Source organism: Pseudomonas sp. R3-56 (assembly GCF_051132075.1).
Classification (GTDB): Bacteria; Pseudomonadota; Gammaproteobacteria; order Pseudomonadales; family Pseudomonadaceae; genus Aquipseudomonas.
Genome location: NZ_CP071657.1, coordinates 1,421,104 through 1,438,752 on the forward strand (window position 1 = coordinate 1,421,104; position 17,649 = coordinate 1,438,752).

The following is a 17,649-nucleotide window of genomic DNA, read 5'->3' on the forward strand; positions in this document are numbered from 1 at the left end:
TCTTCGTGGCGAGGGAGCTTGCTCCCGCTGGAGGCGCAGCCTCCCTCTGCGGTGCGTCCTTCAGAATCAGGGGGCGCTTCGCGCCCAGCGGGAGCAAGCTCCCTCGCCACGAGAGCGGGGTTTACTTGAGAAGATCCTGAAGCGTCGCCAGCGTGTCCGCCTCTTCGACGGTCTTGTCCTGGCGCCAGCGCAGCATCCGTGGGAAACGTACCGCGATCCCGCTCTTGTGGCGCTTGGACAAGGCAATGCCTTCGAAGCCCAGCTCGAAAACCAGGGTCGGCGTGACGCTGCTCACCGGGCCGAACTTTTCCACCGTGGTCTTGCGCACGATGCTGTCGACCTGGCGCATTTCTGCATCGGTCAGCCCTGAATAGGCCTTGGCGAAAGGCACCAGCGTGCGTTCTCGGCTGCCGGGCGGGTTGTCCCACACGGCGAAGGTATAGTCGCTGTAGAGGCTGGCGCGTCGGCCATGGCCGCGCTGGGCATAGATCAGCACCGCGTCGACACTGAACGGGTCGATCTTCCATTTCCACCACACGCCCATGTCCTTGGTCCGGCCGACGCCGTACAGCGCGTTGCGCGCCTTGAGCATCATGCCTTCGACGCCGAGGCTGCGGGACGCTTCGCGCTGGCGGGCAAGGTCGAACCAATCCTGGCCAGTGACGATGGGCGACGGCAACAGCACTGGACTGTGGCAGCGGGCAATCAGGGCCTCCAGTTGCTCGCGACGCTCGGCCTGGGGCCGGCTGCGCCAGTCCTCGCCTTGCCATTCCAGCAGGTCGTAGGCCATCACCACCACGGGGGCGTCTTCCAGCACTTTCTTGCTCAAGGTCTTGCGACCGATGCGCTGTTGCAACAGGGCGAAGGGTTGCACCGCCGGCTGCAGCGGCGCTTCCGGATCAAAGGCATCCTCGGTGACTGCCTGCGGGGCTTTCCAGACCACGATCTCGCCATCGATCACCGTGCCGTCGGGCAACGCCTGCGCCAGAGAATGCAATTCAGGAAAGCGCTCGGTCACCAGGTCCTCGCCACGGGACCAGACCCACAAATGGCCGTCACGCTTGATCACCTGGGCGCGGATTCCGTCCCATTTCCACTCCACCTGCCAGTCGCTGGCCGGCCCCAACAAGGTGTCGAATTGCTCAATCGGTTGTGACAAGGCATGGGCCAGGAAAAACGGATAAGGCTGGCCGCCGCGCTGGGCATGTTCATCGGCAGATTCGCCGGCGATCAGCTTGAGGTAACTGGCCGCGGTCGGGCGATGGGACAGATCGGTGTAGCCCACCAGCCGTTGGGCCACCCGTTTGCTGTCGAGCCCGGCCATCGTAGCCAGCGCCCGGGTGACCAACAACTTGGACACCCCGACGCGGAAACTGCCGGTGATGAGCTTGATGCAGAGCATCAGGCTGGATCGGTCAAGTTCTGCCCACAGCGCCGGAAGCCGCTGCGCCAGTACCTCTGGCGACTCACCGCGCAACGGCAGGAGTTTTTCCTCGATCCACACCGCCAGGCCTTCATCGGAACTGTGGGGCGATTCGGGCAGTACCAGCGAAATGGTTTCGGCCAGGTCGCCCACTGCCTGGTAACTTTCTTCGAACAGCCAAAGAGACAGGCCGGACACCTGGACCGCCAGCTCGCGGAGGATTTTCACCGGTACCAACTGCCTGGGACGCCCGCCCGAGAGGAAATACACCGCCCAGGCGGCGTCCTCGGGTGGCGCCTTGCTGAAGTAATCCTGCATGGCCGCGAGCTTGGCGTTGCTGGAGGTGGTGGCGTCGAGTTCGGCGTACAGCTCGGCAAAAGCTTTCATGAAGCCTCCTCGCCGCTGTCGCTCGCCACGGCGACGTCCTCTTCGTCATCGCCGTATTCCGTGGTGAAGCCCTGGGCGTCGAGGCCTTGTTCGCAGAGATGACGCACCAGCACGGCGACCGATCCATGGGTGACCATGACCCGTTCGGCGCCGGTCTGTTCGATGGCCCAGAGCAGGCCGGGCCAGTCGGCGTGATCGGAAAGCACGAAGCCCCGATCCACGCCCCGTCGCCGACGGGTGCCGCGCAAGCGCATCCAGCCGCTGGCGAAGGCGTCGCTGTAATCACCGAAACGCCGCATCCAGGTGCTGCCACCGGCGGAGGGCGGGGCGATGACCAGTGCCTGGCTCATGATCGGATCAGTCTTTTTCACATCGCCGGCATAGATCGTCGGCGGCAGGTGCACGCCGGCTTCGCGATAGACCCGGTTCAGCGGCTCAACCGCGCCATGGGCGAGTATCGGCCCCAGGCTCGCGTCGATGCCGTGGAGGATTCGCTGGGCCTTGCCAAAGGAATAGCAGAACAACACGCTGGCCCGGCCGGCGGCGATGTTCCCGCGCCACCACTGATTGATCTCATCGAACACCTGCGCCTGGGGCTGCCAGCGATAGATCGGCAGGCCGAAGGTGGATTCGGTGATGAACGTATGACATTTCACCGGCTCGAACGGTGCGCAGGTGCCGTCGGGCTCGACTTTGTAATCGCCGGACGCGACCCACACCTCGCCTTGGTATTCCAGCCGCACCTGGGCAGAACCCAATACATGGCCGGCGGGATGAAAGCTCAAGGCCACGCCATGGTGCACCAGCCGTTCACCGTAGGGCAGGGTTTGCAGGTTGATGTCCTGGCCCAGCCGGGAGCGCAGGATGCCTTCGCCGGGTGCCGCTGCCAGGTAGTGCTGGTTGCCGCCGCGGGCGTGGTCGCCGTGGGCGTGGGTGATGACCGAGCGGTCCACCGGACGCCATGGGTCGATGTAGAAATCTCCCTGCGGACAATACAGGCCTTCGGGGCGGGCAATGACCAGATCCATGCGGTTACCGGGGCGATGGGCTTGTCCGGTAGAGGCGGGGACGGGGGGAGAAGTTCGATCGGTTTTCCTGGTGGGATGGGCTGACGCCATCGCGAGCAAGCTCGCTCCCACAGGTTAATTCGGTTCATTTAAGAAAGGATGCACTTGTGGCGAGGGAGCTTGCTCCCGCTCGGCTGCGAAGCAGTCGTGAACCGGCGGGTGCGGTGTGCCTGATGCTCCGCACATGGCAGGTTTTTGGGGCCGCTTCGCGGCCCAGCGGGAGCAAGCTCCCTCGCCACGGGATCGTCGATTGCCTTAAGTGAATAGCATTAGAGGCAGATCGGCCTATTTTCCCGGCACCAAGGTCAAACGAGTCTTGCCATACGCCCGATCAAAATTCTGCGGTTGCAAGGGAAGGCTTTGATATTGACCCTTGAGCCACGGATCGAGGCCGTTCAGATAGTTCGGGCTGGCCGGGTTGCCCGACTGGCCGGCGCCGCCCTGGATCGTCAATGGCTCAGGCTGGCTGAAATCAACGATAAAGCGCGTGGCCGGCGCCAGGGTCGTATTGAAATCCTGGCCCCAGGCGAACGCGGCGGTATTGAGCGTGCTGCCATCGCCGCCGGCTGCCAGCGGGCCGCGTACGGTCTGGCCGCTGGCGTTTTTCCATTCCTGGCGGTGCAGCTTGCCCCACTGCCAGGCGCTGTGGTCAGTGCCCAGCAGACTGTCACCGGCGCTGACAGCCGCCGCGAGGCTGCGCGCCAGGATAACGGCCTTGTCTTCTTTTTGCGGCGTGCGCACATCGTCCCAGAACGGACTGTCCTCACGACCAAGCAAATGATCGGCCTGGGCCGAATAAGACAGCTGGCCGTTGGCGACCAGCGCTTTCCACGCCGGACTGCCCTCGGGGCCCAGTTCATCCAGGAACGTCTGCTTCATGCTTTCTTGCAGGAACAACTCATAGATCGCTGCGTCGGCAGAAACCGGACTGAGCCTGCCATCGAACGCCATCAGCCGGGTATAGGCCTCGCGTGCCTTGGCGCGGTCCGCCACCGGCAGGGCTTCGATGGCTTGCTTGAGTGGCTGGGCCATGCCCGGGGCTTCGAAGACCTTTTTCAGCTTGGCGGCGAATGTCGTGGTCTGGTCGTATTGCATGGCGATCAGGCTGCGCGCGTCGTGCTTGCCTGCGCCGGCCAGTTCGGCCAGCCGCTCGCCACGTTCCGGCGCCGCCCAGGAGTTGGACAGTTGCATGCCGTAGCCATGGGGAATGACGCGCTGGTTGGCGGTGCCGAGCCAACCCTGCGCCGGATCCTGGTCGTAGGGGTGCAGCATCGGATCGGCGTAACCGTCCCAATCGTAACGGCTGTCCCAGCCCGGCGACGGCAACAGGCCTTCGCCCTCGCGGCGGTTCGGGTAGCGACCGGTGACCTGCCAGCCGATATTGCGGGCGTCGGCGAACACCATGTTCACTGCCAGGGCGCGGATCTCCCGGCTCGCGTCGGAGGCTTTCTCGACGTTCTGCGCGCGCGACAGATCGAAGAGCGCGTCCAGGGTCTTGTCATCGGTGAAGCTCGGCAATTGCAGGGCCAGGCCCAGACCGTTGGCCATGGCCGGACCTTGGGCGCTGTTGAGCAACGGACCGTGGCGGGTTTCGTACACCGCTTCTCTGATCGACCGTTGGCCCTTGATGAAGTAGGTCTCGTTGCGCACGGTCGCCTGCTGCCACTTGCCGTTGGCTTCGTAGGACAGCCCGTTGCCCTGGCGTCGGATCTTTTCCAGGTACAGGTCCTGGTTGTCGCCGAGAACACTGGTCATGCTCCACGCGACGTTACCGTTGAAGCCCGCGAGGATCATCGGGATGCCCGCCACGGAAAGCCCGGCCGCCTGATATTTGGGCGCGCGAATCTGCACCGGGCTCCAGAGCGACGGCACGCCCAGCGGGCCATGGCTGTCGCCGGCCAACAGGCTCTTGCCGTTGCGGCTGCGCTGCGGGCCGATGGCCCAGTTGCTCGAAGACGCTGCGCCCAGCAGGTTCAGGTTGGCCAACTCGGCGCTGGCCTTGCTGATTTCGTTCAAACCGGGAATCTGCCCATTGAGCCGGACGCCCTGCAGCTTTTCGGCTTCGGTCAAGGGCAATGGCTCGTCCGGGTAGGACGGGCTCAGCCAGGCCAGTTTATCGTTGGTTACGCTCTGGGCCAGCACCAGGGCGGCGACTTCTTCCGGCAGGTTCGCCGATTGGGTGAAGTTAAGCAGGCAGAACAGCAGCGCCGAATCTTCCGGTTTCCAGTATTCGGGTTTGTAGCCGGTGGTGGCCAGGTCCGCCGGCAGCTTGTCGCGGTAGCGGAACAGGTAGGCGTTGACGCCTCGCGCATAGACTTCGAAAAAGCGCTTCAGGCGTGGCGAAGATGCCTTGTACAGCTCATCTGCGCTTTTCTTCAGGTTGACGGCGCGCATGTAGCGGTCGACGTCCAGCCGTTCGGCGCCGGACATTTCCGCCAGGCGGCCCTGGGCGAGCAGGCGCAGGGTGGCCATCTGCGTGATCCGGTCGCTGGCATGCACATAGCCGAGGGCAAACAGGGCGTCATGAAAACTGTTGCTCTCGATCAGCGGCATGCCCAAGGCATTACGCCGGACCGAGACATTCTGCGCCAGCCCCTTGAGCGGTTGTACGCCGGTGGTGGGCGCGACCGTGTCCTGGGTATTCCAGGCCTGGCAACCGCTTAAAGCGAGCACGCTGGCCACTGCTGCGGCAACGCCGAGCTTGGGAAAGAAAGAAATCGAGGCTGGCGAGGCCATGGCAAAGCTCCTGCGGGAGGGGGTGGCACCAATAAAGGCGCTACGTTAGTGAGCAGGAGAAGGGCGCGCAAGCGGGCTTTGGGGTTATTTGATGTTTTGCGATGAAAGCCCGGGCCACCAGAGACTTGCTTGTAAGAGAAGGTGGTGCTCAAGTGTGGAAAAACCGACGACCGAGAGATCCGGAATGGAGCTACAGAAAAACGCGGCGCTGATCCTTATCGATCAGCAGAAAGGCATCCTCCATCCCAGGCTTGGCCCGCGCAACAACCCCGAGGCGGAGCTGCGCATGCTGGAATTGCTCGGATGCTGGCGAGAGTCGGCGCGGCCAATCATCCATGTCCATCATTTGTCCCGGTCCGAGGCGTCAGTCTTCTGGCCTGGACAATCAGGCGTGGAGGTTCAGGACCGGTTCAGGCCCATGGCTGGGGAAGGGCTGGTCCAGAAGCAGGTGCCCGATGCGTTTTGCGGCACGACCCTGGAAGCGGATTTGCGCAGTGCGGGGATCGGGCAACTGGTGATTGTCGGCGTGGCCACGAACAATTCGGTGGAGTCCACCGCGCGCACGGCTGGCAACCTGGGGTTCGATACGTGGGTAGCCGAGGATGCCTGTTACACCTTCGACAAGCCCGACTTCTTCGGTTATGCCCGTTCGGCTGCCGAGGTGCATGCGATGTCCCTGGGGAATCTGCATGGGGAGTATGCGACGGTGATCAGCGTGGAGCGGATTCTGGCGGCGGGCTGATAAACCGAGATGGATGTGCTGGCCTCTTCGCGAGCAGGCTCGCTCCCACAGGGAAAAATGGTGCACCGCAGCACCAGTGTGGGAGCGAGCCTGCTCGCGAAGGCGGCCTAGCAGGCGAAAATTTTTTTTGCCTGCTCCATCAAGCCCCGTGGCACTTCTTGAATTTCTTGCCATTGCCGCACGGGCAAGGGTCGTTGCGACCGACGTCTTTCAGGGCGTTGCGCACGGGTTCCTGATGGGCGTGGCCGCAGTTCGGGCCGTGGACATGGCCGTGATCATGATCGTGGTGATGATCATGATCGTGGTTGCAATCAGGGCCATGGACGTGGGGTTGTTGGGTCATCGGGGTTACTCCGCAATTAGATCGGCGGCGATTATCACGCCATTGTGCTCCAGGTGCACGTAGTCGGCGATGAATAAACCGGTTTCCAGCTCCCCCTCCAGACGATAGGGAATCTGTTGCCGGGGTTTCTTCAGCATTTTCACCAGTTCGCGCACCTGCGGCCACAGGTTGGTGCGGATCGGCACCTTGAAATAGGCGCTGTGTCCGGGGCGCACCGTAAACCAGTGTTCATGTTCTCCTTCGGTCAGCAGCAGGTCGTCCAGGTGGATCCGGTAGGTCAGGCCGCGTACGGTGAGGTCGTCTTCGCCGGGGTTGTCGACGCGAAAGTGCAACATGAACTTCTGCTCCAGCAACCGGGCCCGCACCACCTCCACCTTGACCAGATGCACCTGTGGTTCGGGTGCCTCTTCACCTCGCCAGGACGCACACCCCCCTAGCCCGACGAACAGCAGCAGGCAAGTGATGCGCAGCAATCGAGATGTCTGGGTCATGTCCGTGCCTCTGGTTTGTTTCAGTCTAGCCCCCTTGGTCGGTGGACGAGCGTCGGACGTTTCCGAAAATCAACGAATCAAGTAACTGGCGCAGCACTTCTTGAATTTCTGCCCGCTACCGCACGGGCAGCTGTCGTTGCGTCCCGTCTTGACCGGCACGGTCGGGTCAATGAAGTACCAGCGCCCGCCGTTCTGCACAAACGAAGATTGTTCGCGGTGGCTGTGTTCGCCCTGGCCGTCGTGCCAGCGTGCGGTGAAAGTGACGAAGGCATGTTCCGGCTGGCCGCCGAATACCTCGCTGCTCTCCACCTCCAAGCCCAGCCAGGTGCTGCCGGCGCTCCATTCGCTGATGGCCTGGCGGTCGAGGCCATCCTGCTGGGCGGGCAGGGTGGTGCTCACCAGATAATCCACCAGGCCCAGCACATAAGCGCTGTAGCGCGAGCGCATCAAAGCTTCGGCGCAGGGCGCCGGATGACCGTCGTGATAATGGCCGCAGCAGGCGTCCAACGGGTTGCCGCTGCCGCAGGGGCAAATGGTTGTATGCAGGCTAGTGTCCACAGCTACCACCAATATTTTCCAAAGTTTTCCGGGTTGGCCCAGAAACGTGAGTTGAGCCAGTCGGGGACCTGCTTGTATTCAAGCAGATCGTAGGTAAACAGGGTCAGCACCTGATCTTCGCGCTGGAAGCGTTCGCTGGCCTGCAGGGCCAGGGAGAAGAAGTCGGTTTCCTGCCAGCCGCACGCGTTGAGGTCGGCCAGCACGGCAATCCGGCTGGCGTTGAGGTTGCGAATGCCGCCCAACAGGTTCAGACCGTCGCGCTTGGGCAAATGCTCCAGGCAATCGAGCGCCAGGGCCAGGTCGAAACGCCGCGCAGCCAGATCCGCCGGCAAGGGGCCGGGGGCAGCATGGACCACCTCGGTGTCGGGATGCGCCTGCTGGAATGCCTCGAGCGCGGGGAAGCTGCCGGCGCCGATCAGCAGCAGCTTTTGCGGGGCATAGCGGTCAAGCACGGCGGCCAGCGCCTGCTGGGGCGTGCGCGAAGAAATGGCAACGGTCATCGAAGTTCCTCAGTCAGAACCGTCACGATAGCGCGCGTGGACGCACGGGCCTAGAGCGGTTTGTCTTCGAACGCCGCGATCCGCCGTAAACAGGCGGCCAAAGCTGTGGTTGCGTCACGCTGGCGCAGAACCCGAGTCGGGTCTTTACTCCCCTGAATCGGCGCGAAGCCGATCCTTCAAGGAGAAAACCCGATGAGCATAGTTCGGACAGCGTTACCCCTGGTTCTGCTAACCAGTGTGTTGACTGGTTGCGCAGGTTTGCAAAAAACCGACTGGCCGATCTGTGCGGCCACCGGTGGTGTGGTCGGCGCAGGATTGGGCGCCATCGAAAGCAGTTCCTGGATCGGCCCGGGCGCACTGGTCGCCGGTACGGTGGCGGCAGGCTGGTGCTGGGCCCATGGCGATGGCGACGAGGACGGCGATGGCGTGCCGGACAGTCGTGACAAGTGCCCGGGCACGCCGAAGGGCGTGCAGGTCGATGCCGACGGCTGCCCACCACCGGCACCCGCACCGACACCGGTGGCTGAAGCGCCCGTGATGGTCCAGGAAGAAACGATCGTGGTCCGCGACGTGCATTTCGAATTCAACAAGGCCACCCTCACGCCGACGGACAAAGAAGTGCTGAGCACCATCGCGACCCGGCTGAAGCAGGAAACCTCCACCGCACAACTGCGAGTGACCGGGCACACCGACAGCGTCGGCAGCGATGCCTATAACCAGAAACTGTCGGAAAAACGCGCCAACTCGGTGGTTCAATACCTGGTCGAAAGCGGCGTGCCTCGCGCCAGTTTCGTCTCGGTGGCCGGCGCCGGGGAAAGCCAGCCGGTGGCGGATAACAAAACCGCCGATGGTCGCGCGATGAACCGTCGCACCGAAATCAAGATAAACCGCTGAACCCCTCGTTCTCCGCGGCTTGTACAGTCGCGGATGCGGGTCTTTACTCCTGTGTGACCGGTATGGGCCGGTGACACAGGAGCATTCACCATGAACGTTCTAATCAAGGCCGCCTTACCGCTACTGCTGGCAAGCAGCCTGCTGTCCGGTTGCGCCACTCACAGTGATGGCAGTGCCTCGCTCAATCAGCGTACCTGGCCGATCTGCAGCTTGATCGGCGGGCTTGTCGGCGGTGGTCTCGGGGCCATCGAAAGCGGTGGCTGGGCCGCCGGTGGCGCTGCGTTGGGGCTGCTGGGCGGTGGTTCGATCTGTTACGCCCAGGACGGCGACGAAGACGACGATGGTGTATTCGATCGTCGCGACCGTTGTCCCGATACACCGGCCAATACCCCCGTCGAACATCACGGCTGCCCGCTGCCGCAATATCCGGCCAGCACGCCACCGGCCGAGCCGGACATGCCCACCAGCGAAGTCATTACCCTGAACGACGCTGGCAAGGTGCTGTTCGATTTTGACAAATCCGACCTCACCGCCGCGGCCAGAAGCCAGCTCGATGAGCTGACGGCAAAACTGAGTCACGCCAACGTCGCCAGTATCCGCGTGGTGGGCCACACCGACAGTGTCGGTACCGAGGCGTATAACGAGGGCCTCTCGGAACGTCGGGCCGGCAGCGTGGTGGAGTATTTGCTGACCCAGGGCGTGGCCCCGGCAAAACTCACGAGTGAAGGCAAGGGCGAAAGCCAACCGGTGGCCGACAACGAGACTGATGAGGGGCGGGCCCAGAACCGTCGGGTCGAATTGCATATCCAGCGTTAAACATCATCGCCCAAGCGGGCCAGAGCCGTCGGATCGCCAGGAAGGCGGTCCGCTGGGCCTGGATTAAATTTGCCGGGCCCTCTGGCATATCCTGCGCGCAAGCCGTTACTGTGCGCGCAAAGAATAATTCTCGAAACGGGGGGCGTATGAAGGTGTTTTGGTGGCTGGGGCGCTTGCTGACCCTGCTGTTCTGGGTGGTGGTGCTGGTCAATCTGGTCATGCCGTTCGTCCATCCGCTGCATCTGCTGGTCAATCTGGCCGGGGTATCGTTACTGGCGATCCATCTGCTCGAACTTTTATTGTTCAGGGCTCGGTTTCGTGGTCGTCCCGCTCCTGGCCGTGATCGCCTCAGGGTGCTGCTGTTCGGCATCTTTCACCTGCAAACCCTCCCGACCGCGCCAGAGGCCTCCCATGCGTAAACTGTGTCTGCTCGCATTACTCGTATGCCCGTGGGCCAGCGCTCAAGTGGTCCAGGTGGAAAGCCACTCGTTGATGCGCTTGCCCAACACCACCAGCACGCTTGCCCTGGAGCGATTGGACGTGGCCGACTACGGCACGCTGCTGGTGCCTTCGAACGTCACTGAGCTGTCGATCGGCCAATTGCACCTGGGGCGGGAGGCAAGGATCGCGATCGTACCGGCACAACAGGCGCTGGAGATGAAAGTCGCCCAGGCCGAACTGGCTGAAGGCAGCCAGATCACCGCCCGTGGCGCGCCGGGAACCTATACCAAGGCGGCGCGCCCGGGGCGTAACCTCAATCTGCGCTTCGAGGCGTTGAACGCGCCGCTGCTGTCGGTGGATGCCCGTGGCGGTACCGGTGCGCCAGGTTACGTGGGCCTTGACGGCGCCAACGGCCAGGCACCGGGTTGCACTTGGGGTTCGGCCGGTCGCGGCGCTGACGGCAGCAACGGCGCGGATGGCCAGCCGGGCGCGGCCGGCGCGCTGGTTCGGCTGCAATTGCCCCGCGCTTATCCCGACGAACAGATCAAGGTGATGGTAGATGGCGGCGCTGGTGGCGCGGCGGGGCCTGGCGGCAAGCCTGGCACGGGAGGCAAGGCCAAGGGCTGCCTGGTCTACACCGCCGACGGCGGCAAGAGCGGCCGTCCCGGTGCCGATGGCCAGCCAGGGCCTGCCGGCGCGGCGGGTGCGGTGACGGTGCAGCGGTTCTGAAGAAAACTTGCCCTGAACCTGTGGGAGCGAGCTTGCTCGCGATGACGGTGTATCAGTCAATATTCCACTGACTGACAAAACGCCATCGCGAGCAAGCTCGCTCCCACAGGGTTGGATAACTGTTTCAGAACATCGGCCGAGCCGCGCCGATCGCCACCACCAGCAACCCGATCAACAGATTGATCCCCACCAGCCTGCGAATCTTCCCCAGCACCGCCGCACCCGTCGGCCAATCCTGCGCCGTCACAGCGTTACGCAATGCTGGCAGTTGCAGGCCCTGGATACGGATGAACAAAGCCGCCATCACCACATACAACCCCATCATTACCTGCACGTAACGCGGCGCGGTTTCGAAACCGGCGAAGCGCATGTGGATCAGGCCCACGCCGCTGATCGGCAAAAGCACCACGGCCACCCAGACCCAGACGAAAAAACGCTGAAACACTTCTACCCACAACTTGAGCCGGGCAGGGCCCTCAAGCGCCGTGATTGCGGCGGGTCGCAGGATCATCCAGGCGAAAAACATACCGCCAACCCAGACCAGGGCCGCCAGCAAATGCAGGGTGTAGACGAGGGCAAAGGGTGTCATTGGGTCACTCCGTTCTGCGCAGGATTAATTAGCGGGGTATGATAGCCGCCGATCCGAACCACTGAAAATTTATCCAGCGTTTTTTGCGCCCGACCATTCATGATCAGCACCGAACTCAAAACCACGATCCAGGGCGCCTATTCGCGTTTTCTCGAAGCCAAGAGCCTCAAGCCGCGATATGGCCAGCGCCTGATGATTGCCGAAGTGGCAAAAGTCCTGGGTGACATCGACACCGACGACGAAGGCCGGCGCAGCGGCGAGCCTGCCGTCGTCGCGGTGGAGGCCGGCACCGGTACCGGCAAGACCGTGGCCTACAGCCTGGCGGCGATCCCCACCGCCAAGGCCGCCGGCAAGCGTCTGGTGATCGCCACGGCCACCGTCGCCCTGCAGGAGCAGATCGTCTACAAGGACCTGCCCGACCTGATGCGCAACAGCGGGCTGAACTTCAGCTTCGCGCTGGCCAAGGGTCGTGGGCGCTACATGTGCCTGTCCAAACTCGACATGCTGTTGCAGGAAGGCCACGCGCAGACCGCCACCGCCCAGCTGTTCGAGGAGGAAGGTTTCAAGATCGAGGTCGACGAGGCCAGCCAGAAGCTGTTCACCAGCATGATCGAAAAGCTCGCCGGCAATAAGTGGGACGGCGACCGCGACAGCTGGTCCACGGCTCTGGAAGACGCTGACTGGTCGCGCCTGACCACCGACCACAGCCAATGCACCAATCGCCATTGCCCGAACTTCGGCCAGTGCGCTTTCTACAAGGCTCGCGAAGGCATGGGCAAGGTCGACGTGATCGTCACCAACCACGATATGGTCCTGGCCGACCTGGCCCTGGGCGGCGGCGCCGTGCTGCCGGACCCGCGCGACACGATCTATGTGTTCGACGAAGGTCATCACCTGCCGGACAAGGCCATCGGCCATTTCGCCCATTACACCCGGCTGCGCTCAACCGCCGACTGGCTGGAAACCACTGCCAAGAATCTCACCAAACTGCTCGCCCAGCATCCGTTGCCCGGCGACCTGGGCAAGTTCATCGAGCAGGTGCCGGAACTGGCGCGGGAGATCAAGACGAACCAGCAGTTCATGTTCACCGCCTGCGAGCAGGTGGCCGACTTCAAGCCCGGCGAAGATGTCGAGGGCCGCGAGCGGCCACGCCATCGGTTTGTCGGCGGGGTGATCCCCGAGCATATGCGCGAGATGGGCATCGAACTCAAGAAGGGCTTCGCGCGCCTGACCGACCTGTTCACGCGCCTGACCGATCTGCTCAAGGAAGGCATGGATGGCGAGGTCAATATCGGCATCGGCAGCAACCAGGCCGAGGAGTGGTATCCATTGTTCGGCAGCTTGCTGTCCCGCTCCCAGGGTAACTGGGAGCTGTGGACCGCGTTCACCACCGAAGACCCGGAAGACAATCCGCCGATGGCGCGTTGGCTGACGCTGGCCGAGAGCGGCTCGCTGTTCGACATCGAGGTCAATGCCAGTCCGATCCTGGCGGCGGACATGCTGCGGCGCAACCTGTGGAACGTCGCCTACGGCGCGCTGGTAACCTCCGCCACGCTGACGGCCCTGGGCACTTTCGACCGTTTCCGCATGCGCGCCGGCCTGCCGAAAAAAGCCGTGACCGCCGTGGTCCCGAGCCCCTTCCACCATGCCGACGCCGGCGTGCTACGCGTGCCGGACCTCAAGGCCGATCCGCGCGATGCCGCCGCCCACACTGCCGCGATCATTCGCGAGCTGCCTGCGCTGGTGGAAGGTTCGCGCGGCACCCTGGTGCTGTTTTCCTCGCGCAAACAGATGCAGGACGTCTTTGACGGCCTCGATCGTGACTGGCGCAAGCAGGTGTTCATCCAGGGCAACCTGTCGAAGCAGGAAACCTTGAACAAGCACAAGGCCCGGGTCGATGGTGGCGATTCCAGCGTGCTGTTCGGCCTGGCGAGCTTTGCCGAAGGCGTCGATTTGCCGGGGGCCTATTGCGAACACGTGGTGATCGCCAAGATTCCATTCTCGGTGCCGGACGATCCGGTGGAAGCCGCGTTGGCCGAATGGATCGAAGCCCGTGGCGGCAACCCCTTCATGGAGATTTCCGTGCCGGATGCCTCGCTGAAGCTGGTCCAGGCCTGTGGCCGCTTGCTGCGTACCGAGGAAGACCGCGGCACCATCACCCTGCTCGATCGCCGGCTGGTGACCCAACGCTACGGCAAGGCGATCCTCAACGCGCTGCCGCCGTTTCGGCGGGAGATTTCCTAGACGTCTGGCGAGGGGGCTTGCGTGGCGAGGGAGCTTGCTCCCGCTGGGTTGCGCAGCAGCCCCAAAACCTGACGCGGTGGTGTATCAGGCCAAACGCGTTGAATTTTCCAAGGCCTGCTACGCAGTCCAGCGGGAGCAAGCTCCCTCGCCACAGGGGGCTGCGTTCAACCAGCCGTCTTGCGGCGGTTCCCAAAAGCCTCAATCGCTGAAACAATGCCAGCCATTGACAAAAAAGCTTTTGTTCCAAGGGAGTTACGGGTGCAAATTCAAGGTCATTACGAGCTTCAGTTCGAGGCCGTGCGTGAAGCGTTTGCGGCGCTGTTCGACAATTCCCAGGAGCGCGGCGCGGCGTTATGCATTCAGGTGAGCGGCCGCACCGTCGTCGACATCTGGGCCGGCACCGCCGACAAGGATGGTCATGAAGCCTGGCACAGCGACACCATTGCCAATCTGTTTTCCTGCACCAAGACATTCGCCGCCGTAACTGCCTTGCAACTGGTAGCCGAGGGCAAGCTGCAGCTCGATGCGCAGGTCGCCCGCTACTGGCCCGAGTTCGCGGCCGCCGGCAAGGAGTCCGTCACCCTGCGGCAATTGCTCTGCCATCAGGCCGGACTACCAGCGCTGAGAGAGTTGATGGCGCCTGAAGCACTTTATGACTGGCAGGCCATGACCGATGCCCTGGCGGCTGAAACACCTTGGTGGACGCCTGGCGAGGGCCACGGTTATGCCGCGATCACCTACGGCTGGTTGATCGGCGAGTTGCTGCGCAGGGCTGATGGCCGAGGGCCGGGTGAGTCCATCGTGGCTCGGGTCGCCAGACCGCTGGGGCTGGATTTTCATGTCGGCCTGGCGGACCAGGAATTTCATCGCGTGGCGCATATCGCCCGTGGCAAAGGCAACGCCGGAGATGCGGCGGCACAGCGCCTGTTGCAGGTGACGATGCGTGAACCTTCGGCCATGACCACCCGGGCCTTCACCAACCCGCCATCGATCATGACCAGCACCAACAAACCCGAGTGGCGCCGCATGCAGCAACCGGCCGCCAACGGCCACGGCAATGCCCGGAGCATCGCCGGGTTCTACGCCGGTCTGCTCGACGGCAGCCTGCTGGAAGGCGAAATGCTTGACGAACTGACCCGCCAGCACAGCTTCGGCGAGGACAAGACTTTATTGACCCAGACCCGTTTCGGCCTGGGTTGCATGCTCGACCAGGCGGACGTGCCCAACGCGACCTACGGCCTCGGGCCGCGGGCGTTTGGTCACCCTGGGGCAGGGGGCTCCATCGGTTTTGCCGATCCCGAGCACGACGTTGCGTTCGGTTTCGTGACCAACACATTGGGACCTTACGTCCTGATGGACCCGCGCGCGCAGAATCTCGCGCGGGTGCTTGCCACTTGTCTGTAAATAGTGGTTGTCGGTAATGCATACAGGAACCTCGGCTCCTTTGCGGTTTCCAAGCGTCTGTTTATGCGGCCGGAACATGGCCTCTGTTTTTTCATCCTGATCATTTTGTGGATATCCAATGTCATCGAATAAAACCCTCGCTCTGGCGCTGTGCTTCGCTATTACCGGTTGCGCACAAAACCCACAAAATGATGCCGAGGGCGGCGGTGGCTGGTGGCCGTTCGGCTCGTCCGACAAGGTCGCGAGCAAGGATGCGGCGCCACCGGCTCCTTTGAAACCCACCGCCCAGGCACCGCAGGCCAAGGCCGAGGGAGCCACACACTGGTGGTGGCCGTTCTCTTCGGATGAATCCGCCGCGGATGATGTCGCCAAAAAAGAACCGCTCAAACCTGAAGCCAAACCTGAAGCCAAGGCGCCAGCCGTGGCCAAGGCCGAAGCCGAAAGCAACGGCAAATGGTGGTGGCCGTTCGGCGGCAAGGAACAGGAGACCGCCAAGGCGGTGCCGATGCCCGACCCGAAAGTCACCCAGGCCTGGCTCGACGACTATGAGCCGAAGCTGCGTACGGCGATCAAGGACAGCAAGCTCGAACTCGAACGTCGCGATAACGTGCTGGTGGTTACCGCTCCCGCGGACGGTTCGTTCAACCCTGATCGTCCGGCCATGCTGCTGCCGGTGACACTCGGTCCGTTCACTCGCGTCGCCAAGATTCTTGAAGCCGATCCGAAAACCGCCGTACTGATCCTTGGTCACGCCGATACATCGGGCGCGGCGCCGGCCAACCTGAAGCTCAGCCAGGAGCGTGCTCAATCGGTGGCGGCGATTTTCCGTCTCAGCGGTTTGCAGCGTGATCGCCTGATGCTGCGTGGCATGGGCTCGGTGGCTCCGCGTGCGGCCAACGACAGCGTCGAAGGCCGGGCCTTGAACCGTCGCGTCGAGTTGCTGGTTACGCCAGCGAACACCATGGTTGCATTGCTGAGCAAGTACAACATGCCGGCCCCCGCGCCAGTAACCATGGTAGCTGCCCAGGACGTGAAACCCGCCGCGCCGGCCCCAGCCCCGGCGACGAAAAAGGCTGCCGCTCCGGCTGCCAAGAAAGCAGCGGCCAAGAAGGCTCCGGCGAAGGCACCCGCGAAGAAGACCCCGGCCAAGAAGGCTACGCCCGCGAAGAAGCCCGAGCCGGCCAAGGCCGCTGCCGACGGCAAGAAAGTCGCTGCCGCCGATACCGCCAAACAGTGATCGGCTGAACACAAGGAACGCGCCATGACCCAAACCCTGGCTGATATGCGCCGTGACTACACCCGCGATGGCCTGACCGAGGCGCAAGCCCCGGCCGAGCCGTTCGCCTTGTTTCACCAATGGTTTGCCGAGGCGGTGAAAACCGAACAGGCACCGGTGGAAGCCAACGCCATGACCCTGGCGACGGTGGACGCAGACGGCAGGCCTCACTGCCGGATCCTGCTGCTCAAGGGGCTCGATGCCGAGGGCTTCACGTTCTTCACCAACTACGACAGCGCCAAGGGCCAGCAACTGGCCGCGAGTCCGTTCGCGGCCATGACGTTTTTCTGGCCGACGCTGGAGCGCCAGGTGCGCATCGAAGGCAAGGTCGTGAAGGTCACCCCACAAGAGTCGGACGCTTATTACCAGGTACGGCCGCTGGGCAGCCGTCTCGGTGCCTGGGCCTCACCCCAGAGCCGGGTGATCGCCGGGCGGGATGAGCTGGAAGACTTGCTCAAGGCCACTGAGCAACGCTTCAGCGACAGCCAACCCCATTGCCCCGAGCATTGGGGCGGCTATCGCCTGTTGCCCGAGCGCATCGAATTCTGGCAAGGCCGCCCGAGCCGTCTGCACGATCGCCTCAACTATCGCCTGCAAGGCGCGGACTGGATTCGCGAGCGTCTGGCGCCCTGACGTCGGAGTAACCTGCCGCAGCGGCCTGGAGCCAGTGCGGCAGGTCCCGACGCTTGATCCCTAGTTCGCGGGCGAGGGCCAGTTGTTGCAGCATGTAGTCTCGCTTCCGTCCATTCTGCCCCGCCAACGACAAGGCCAGGTCGTGGTCCATCCAGCGTTTGATACGTACGTAGAGCCATCCGTGAAAGTACAGACCGGCGACGGTGGTGGCGACTATGATGAAGTAATCCATGGAAAATCCCGGTGTCGATGACGCGAACTTTCGAAATTGGCGCTACTGTTGGGTGAATTTTTCGGGTGCGCCTGTATCCCACCTGAATGAAAACAATTTTTCCCCGGCAAGGCCGTGACAGGCATCAAGCCGGGGAGTTTAATG

At 63.1% G+C, this 17,649-nt stretch carries 18 protein-coding genes; 9 read left to right on the top strand and 9 right to left on the bottom strand.

What is annotated here, in order from left to right; genetic code table 11:
* Positions 1–121: 121 nt before the first annotated feature.
* From J3P96_RS06705 to J3P96_RS06715, 3 genes are all read right to left on the bottom strand, one after another.
* A complete protein-coding gene (locus tag J3P96_RS06705) occupies positions 122–1,810 on the bottom strand; it encodes an ATP-dependent DNA ligase (protein WP_434656155.1) in 1,689 nt (562 codons plus the stop codon).
* Complete coding sequence (locus J3P96_RS06710) at positions 1,807–2,838, bottom strand: ligase-associated DNA damage response exonuclease (protein ID WP_434656157.1); 1,032 nt, start codon at positions 2,836–2,838, stop codon at positions 1,807–1,809. The genes J3P96_RS06705 and J3P96_RS06710 overlap by 4 nt, the downstream gene beginning before the upstream one ends.
* A 324-nt stretch (positions 2,839–3,162) precedes the next feature.
* Positions 3,163–5,613, bottom strand: coding sequence for a penicillin acylase family protein (locus J3P96_RS06715; protein ID WP_434656159.1), 2,451 nt, complete (start codon positions 5,611–5,613; stop codon positions 3,163–3,165).
* 184 nt (positions 5,614–5,797) lie between these two features.
* Between J3P96_RS06715 and J3P96_RS06720 the strand changes: the two genes are divergently transcribed.
* Complete coding sequence (locus J3P96_RS06720; protein WP_434656161.1) at positions 5,798–6,355, top strand: cysteine hydrolase family protein; 558 nt, start codon at positions 5,798–5,800, stop codon at positions 6,353–6,355.
* 139 nt (positions 6,356–6,494) lie between these two features.
* Here J3P96_RS06720 and J3P96_RS06725 read toward each other — a convergent pair whose 3' ends face one another.
* The 4 genes from J3P96_RS06725 to J3P96_RS06740 all read right to left on the bottom strand — a co-directional run bounded on the left by J3P96_RS06725 (position 6,495) and on the right by J3P96_RS06740 (position 8,247).
* Positions 6,495–6,698, bottom strand: a complete 204-nt coding sequence (locus tag J3P96_RS06725) for an SEC-C metal-binding domain-containing protein (RefSeq protein ID WP_003198420.1) — start codon at positions 6,696–6,698, stop codon at positions 6,495–6,497.
* A gap of 5 nt (positions 6,699–6,703) precedes the next feature.
* Positions 6,704–7,189: an LEA type 2 family protein gene (locus J3P96_RS06730; protein WP_434656164.1), complete on the bottom strand. Its 486-nt coding sequence runs from the start codon at positions 7,187–7,189 to the stop codon at positions 6,704–6,706.
* A gap of 69 nt (positions 7,190–7,258) precedes the next feature.
* On the bottom strand, positions 7,259–7,735 hold the full coding sequence (locus tag J3P96_RS06735) for a YchJ family protein (protein ID WP_434658108.1): 477 nt from the start codon (positions 7,733–7,735) through the stop codon (positions 7,259–7,261).
* A 14-nt stretch (positions 7,736–7,749) separates the two neighbouring features.
* Complete coding sequence (locus J3P96_RS06740) at positions 7,750–8,247, bottom strand: DUF6231 family protein (RefSeq protein ID WP_434601665.1); 498 nt, start codon at positions 8,245–8,247, stop codon at positions 7,750–7,752.
* A gap of 192 nt (positions 8,248–8,439) precedes the next feature.
* Here J3P96_RS06740 and J3P96_RS06745 point away from each other — a divergent pair, with 192 nt between their 5' ends.
* From J3P96_RS06745 to J3P96_RS06760, 4 genes are all read left to right on the top strand, one after another.
* A complete protein-coding gene (locus J3P96_RS06745; RefSeq protein ID WP_305499213.1) occupies positions 8,440–9,141 on the top strand; it encodes an OmpA family protein in 702 nt (233 codons plus the stop codon).
* Positions 9,142–9,231: 90 nt separating this feature from the next.
* Entirely contained in the window at positions 9,232–9,957 is a 726-nt protein-coding gene (locus tag J3P96_RS06750) for an OmpA family protein (RefSeq protein ID WP_434656166.1), read from the top strand.
* 146 nt (positions 9,958–10,103) lie between these two features.
* A complete protein-coding gene (locus J3P96_RS06755) occupies positions 10,104–10,376 on the top strand; it encodes a DUF1145 domain-containing protein (RefSeq protein WP_434572233.1) in 273 nt (90 codons plus the stop codon).
* Positions 10,369–11,127, top strand: coding sequence for a collagen-like protein (locus tag J3P96_RS06760; RefSeq protein WP_434656169.1), 759 nt, complete (start codon positions 10,369–10,371; stop codon positions 11,125–11,127). The genes J3P96_RS06755 and J3P96_RS06760 overlap by 8 nt, the downstream gene beginning before the upstream one ends.
* A 124-nt stretch (positions 11,128–11,251) precedes the next feature.
* Here J3P96_RS06760 and J3P96_RS06765 read toward each other — a convergent pair whose 3' ends face one another.
* Positions 11,252–11,716 (bottom strand): CopD family protein, encoded by a 465-nt coding sequence (locus J3P96_RS06765; protein ID WP_305499219.1) that lies wholly within the window; start codon positions 11,714–11,716, stop codon positions 11,252–11,254.
* A gap of 99 nt (positions 11,717–11,815) precedes the next feature.
* On the opposite strand from J3P96_RS06765, the gene dinG reads away from it, so the two are divergent.
* From dinG to pdxH, 4 genes are all read left to right on the top strand, one after another.
* Complete coding sequence (gene dinG, locus J3P96_RS06770) at positions 11,816–13,960, top strand: ATP-dependent DNA helicase DinG (protein WP_434656171.1); 2,145 nt, start codon at positions 11,816–11,818, stop codon at positions 13,958–13,960.
* A gap of 258 nt (positions 13,961–14,218) precedes the next feature.
* Positions 14,219–15,364 carry a serine hydrolase domain-containing protein gene (locus tag J3P96_RS06775; RefSeq protein ID WP_434656174.1) on the top strand — a complete coding sequence of 382 codons (1,146 nt, stop codon included), beginning with the start codon at positions 14,219–14,221 and terminating at the stop codon, positions 15,362–15,364.
* Between the two features lie 118 nt (positions 15,365–15,482).
* Positions 15,483–16,601, top strand: a complete 1,119-nt coding sequence (locus J3P96_RS06780; protein WP_434656176.1) for an OmpA family protein — start codon at positions 15,483–15,485, stop codon at positions 16,599–16,601.
* 24 nt (positions 16,602–16,625) lie between these two features.
* Positions 16,626–17,273 carry a pyridoxamine 5'-phosphate oxidase gene (gene pdxH / locus J3P96_RS06785; protein WP_434656178.1) on the top strand — a complete coding sequence of 216 codons (648 nt, stop codon included), beginning with the start codon at positions 16,626–16,628 and terminating at the stop codon, positions 17,271–17,273.
* Here pdxH and J3P96_RS06790 read toward each other — a convergent pair.
* Positions 17,221–17,505 (bottom strand): hypothetical protein, encoded by a 285-nt coding sequence (locus J3P96_RS06790; RefSeq protein ID WP_434656181.1) that lies wholly within the window; start codon positions 17,503–17,505, stop codon positions 17,221–17,223. The two genes, pdxH and J3P96_RS06790, sit on opposite strands and share 53 nt — an antisense overlap.
* Positions 17,506–17,649 lie beyond the last annotated feature (144 nt).

Excerpts from the sequence above, each read along its gene's own strand:
- J3P96_RS06760 (WP_434656169.1), top strand. The coding sequence starts at position 10,369 with ATGCGTAAACTGTGTCTGCTCGCATTACTCGTATGCCCGTGGGCCAGC.
- J3P96_RS06740 (WP_434601665.1), bottom strand. The coding sequence starts at position 8,247 with ATGACCGTTGCCATTTCTTCGCGCACGCCCCAGCAGGCGCTGGCCGCC.
- J3P96_RS06715 (WP_434656159.1), bottom strand. The coding sequence starts at position 5,613 with ATGGCCTCGCCAGCCTCGATTTCTTTCTTTCCCAAGCTCGGCGTTGCC.
- J3P96_RS06750 (WP_434656166.1), top strand. The coding sequence starts at position 9,232 with ATGAACGTTCTAATCAAGGCCGCCTTACCGCTACTGCTGGCAAGCAGC.
- J3P96_RS06705 (WP_434656155.1), bottom strand. The coding sequence starts at position 1,810 with ATGAAAGCTTTTGCCGAGCTGTACGCCGAACTCGACGCCACCACCTCC.
- J3P96_RS06745 (WP_305499213.1), top strand. The coding sequence starts at position 8,440 with ATGAGCATAGTTCGGACAGCGTTACCCCTGGTTCTGCTAACCAGTGTG.
- pdxH (WP_434656178.1), top strand. The coding sequence starts at position 16,626 with ATGACCCAAACCCTGGCTGATATGCGCCGTGACTACACCCGCGATGGC.
- J3P96_RS06730 (WP_434656164.1), bottom strand. The coding sequence starts at position 7,189 with ATGACCCAGACATCTCGATTGCTGCGCATCACTTGCCTGCTGCTGTTC.
- J3P96_RS06790 (WP_434656181.1), bottom strand. The coding sequence starts at position 17,505 with ATGGATTACTTCATCATAGTCGCCACCACCGTCGCCGGTCTGTACTTT.
- J3P96_RS06755 (WP_434572233.1), top strand. The coding sequence starts at position 10,104 with ATGAAGGTGTTTTGGTGGCTGGGGCGCTTGCTGACCCTGCTGTTCTGG.
- J3P96_RS06780 (WP_434656176.1), top strand. The coding sequence starts at position 15,483 with ATGTCATCGAATAAAACCCTCGCTCTGGCGCTGTGCTTCGCTATTACC.
- J3P96_RS06720 (WP_434656161.1), top strand. The coding sequence starts at position 5,798 with ATGGAGCTACAGAAAAACGCGGCGCTGATCCTTATCGATCAGCAGAAA.
- J3P96_RS06765 (WP_305499219.1), bottom strand. The coding sequence starts at position 11,716 with ATGACACCCTTTGCCCTCGTCTACACCCTGCATTTGCTGGCGGCCCTG.
- J3P96_RS06710 (WP_434656157.1), bottom strand. The coding sequence starts at position 2,838 with ATGGATCTGGTCATTGCCCGCCCCGAAGGCCTGTATTGTCCGCAGGGA.
- dinG (WP_434656171.1), top strand. The coding sequence starts at position 11,816 with ATGATCAGCACCGAACTCAAAACCACGATCCAGGGCGCCTATTCGCGT.
- J3P96_RS06725 (WP_003198420.1), bottom strand. The coding sequence starts at position 6,698 with ATGACCCAACAACCCCACGTCCATGGCCCTGATTGCAACCACGATCAT.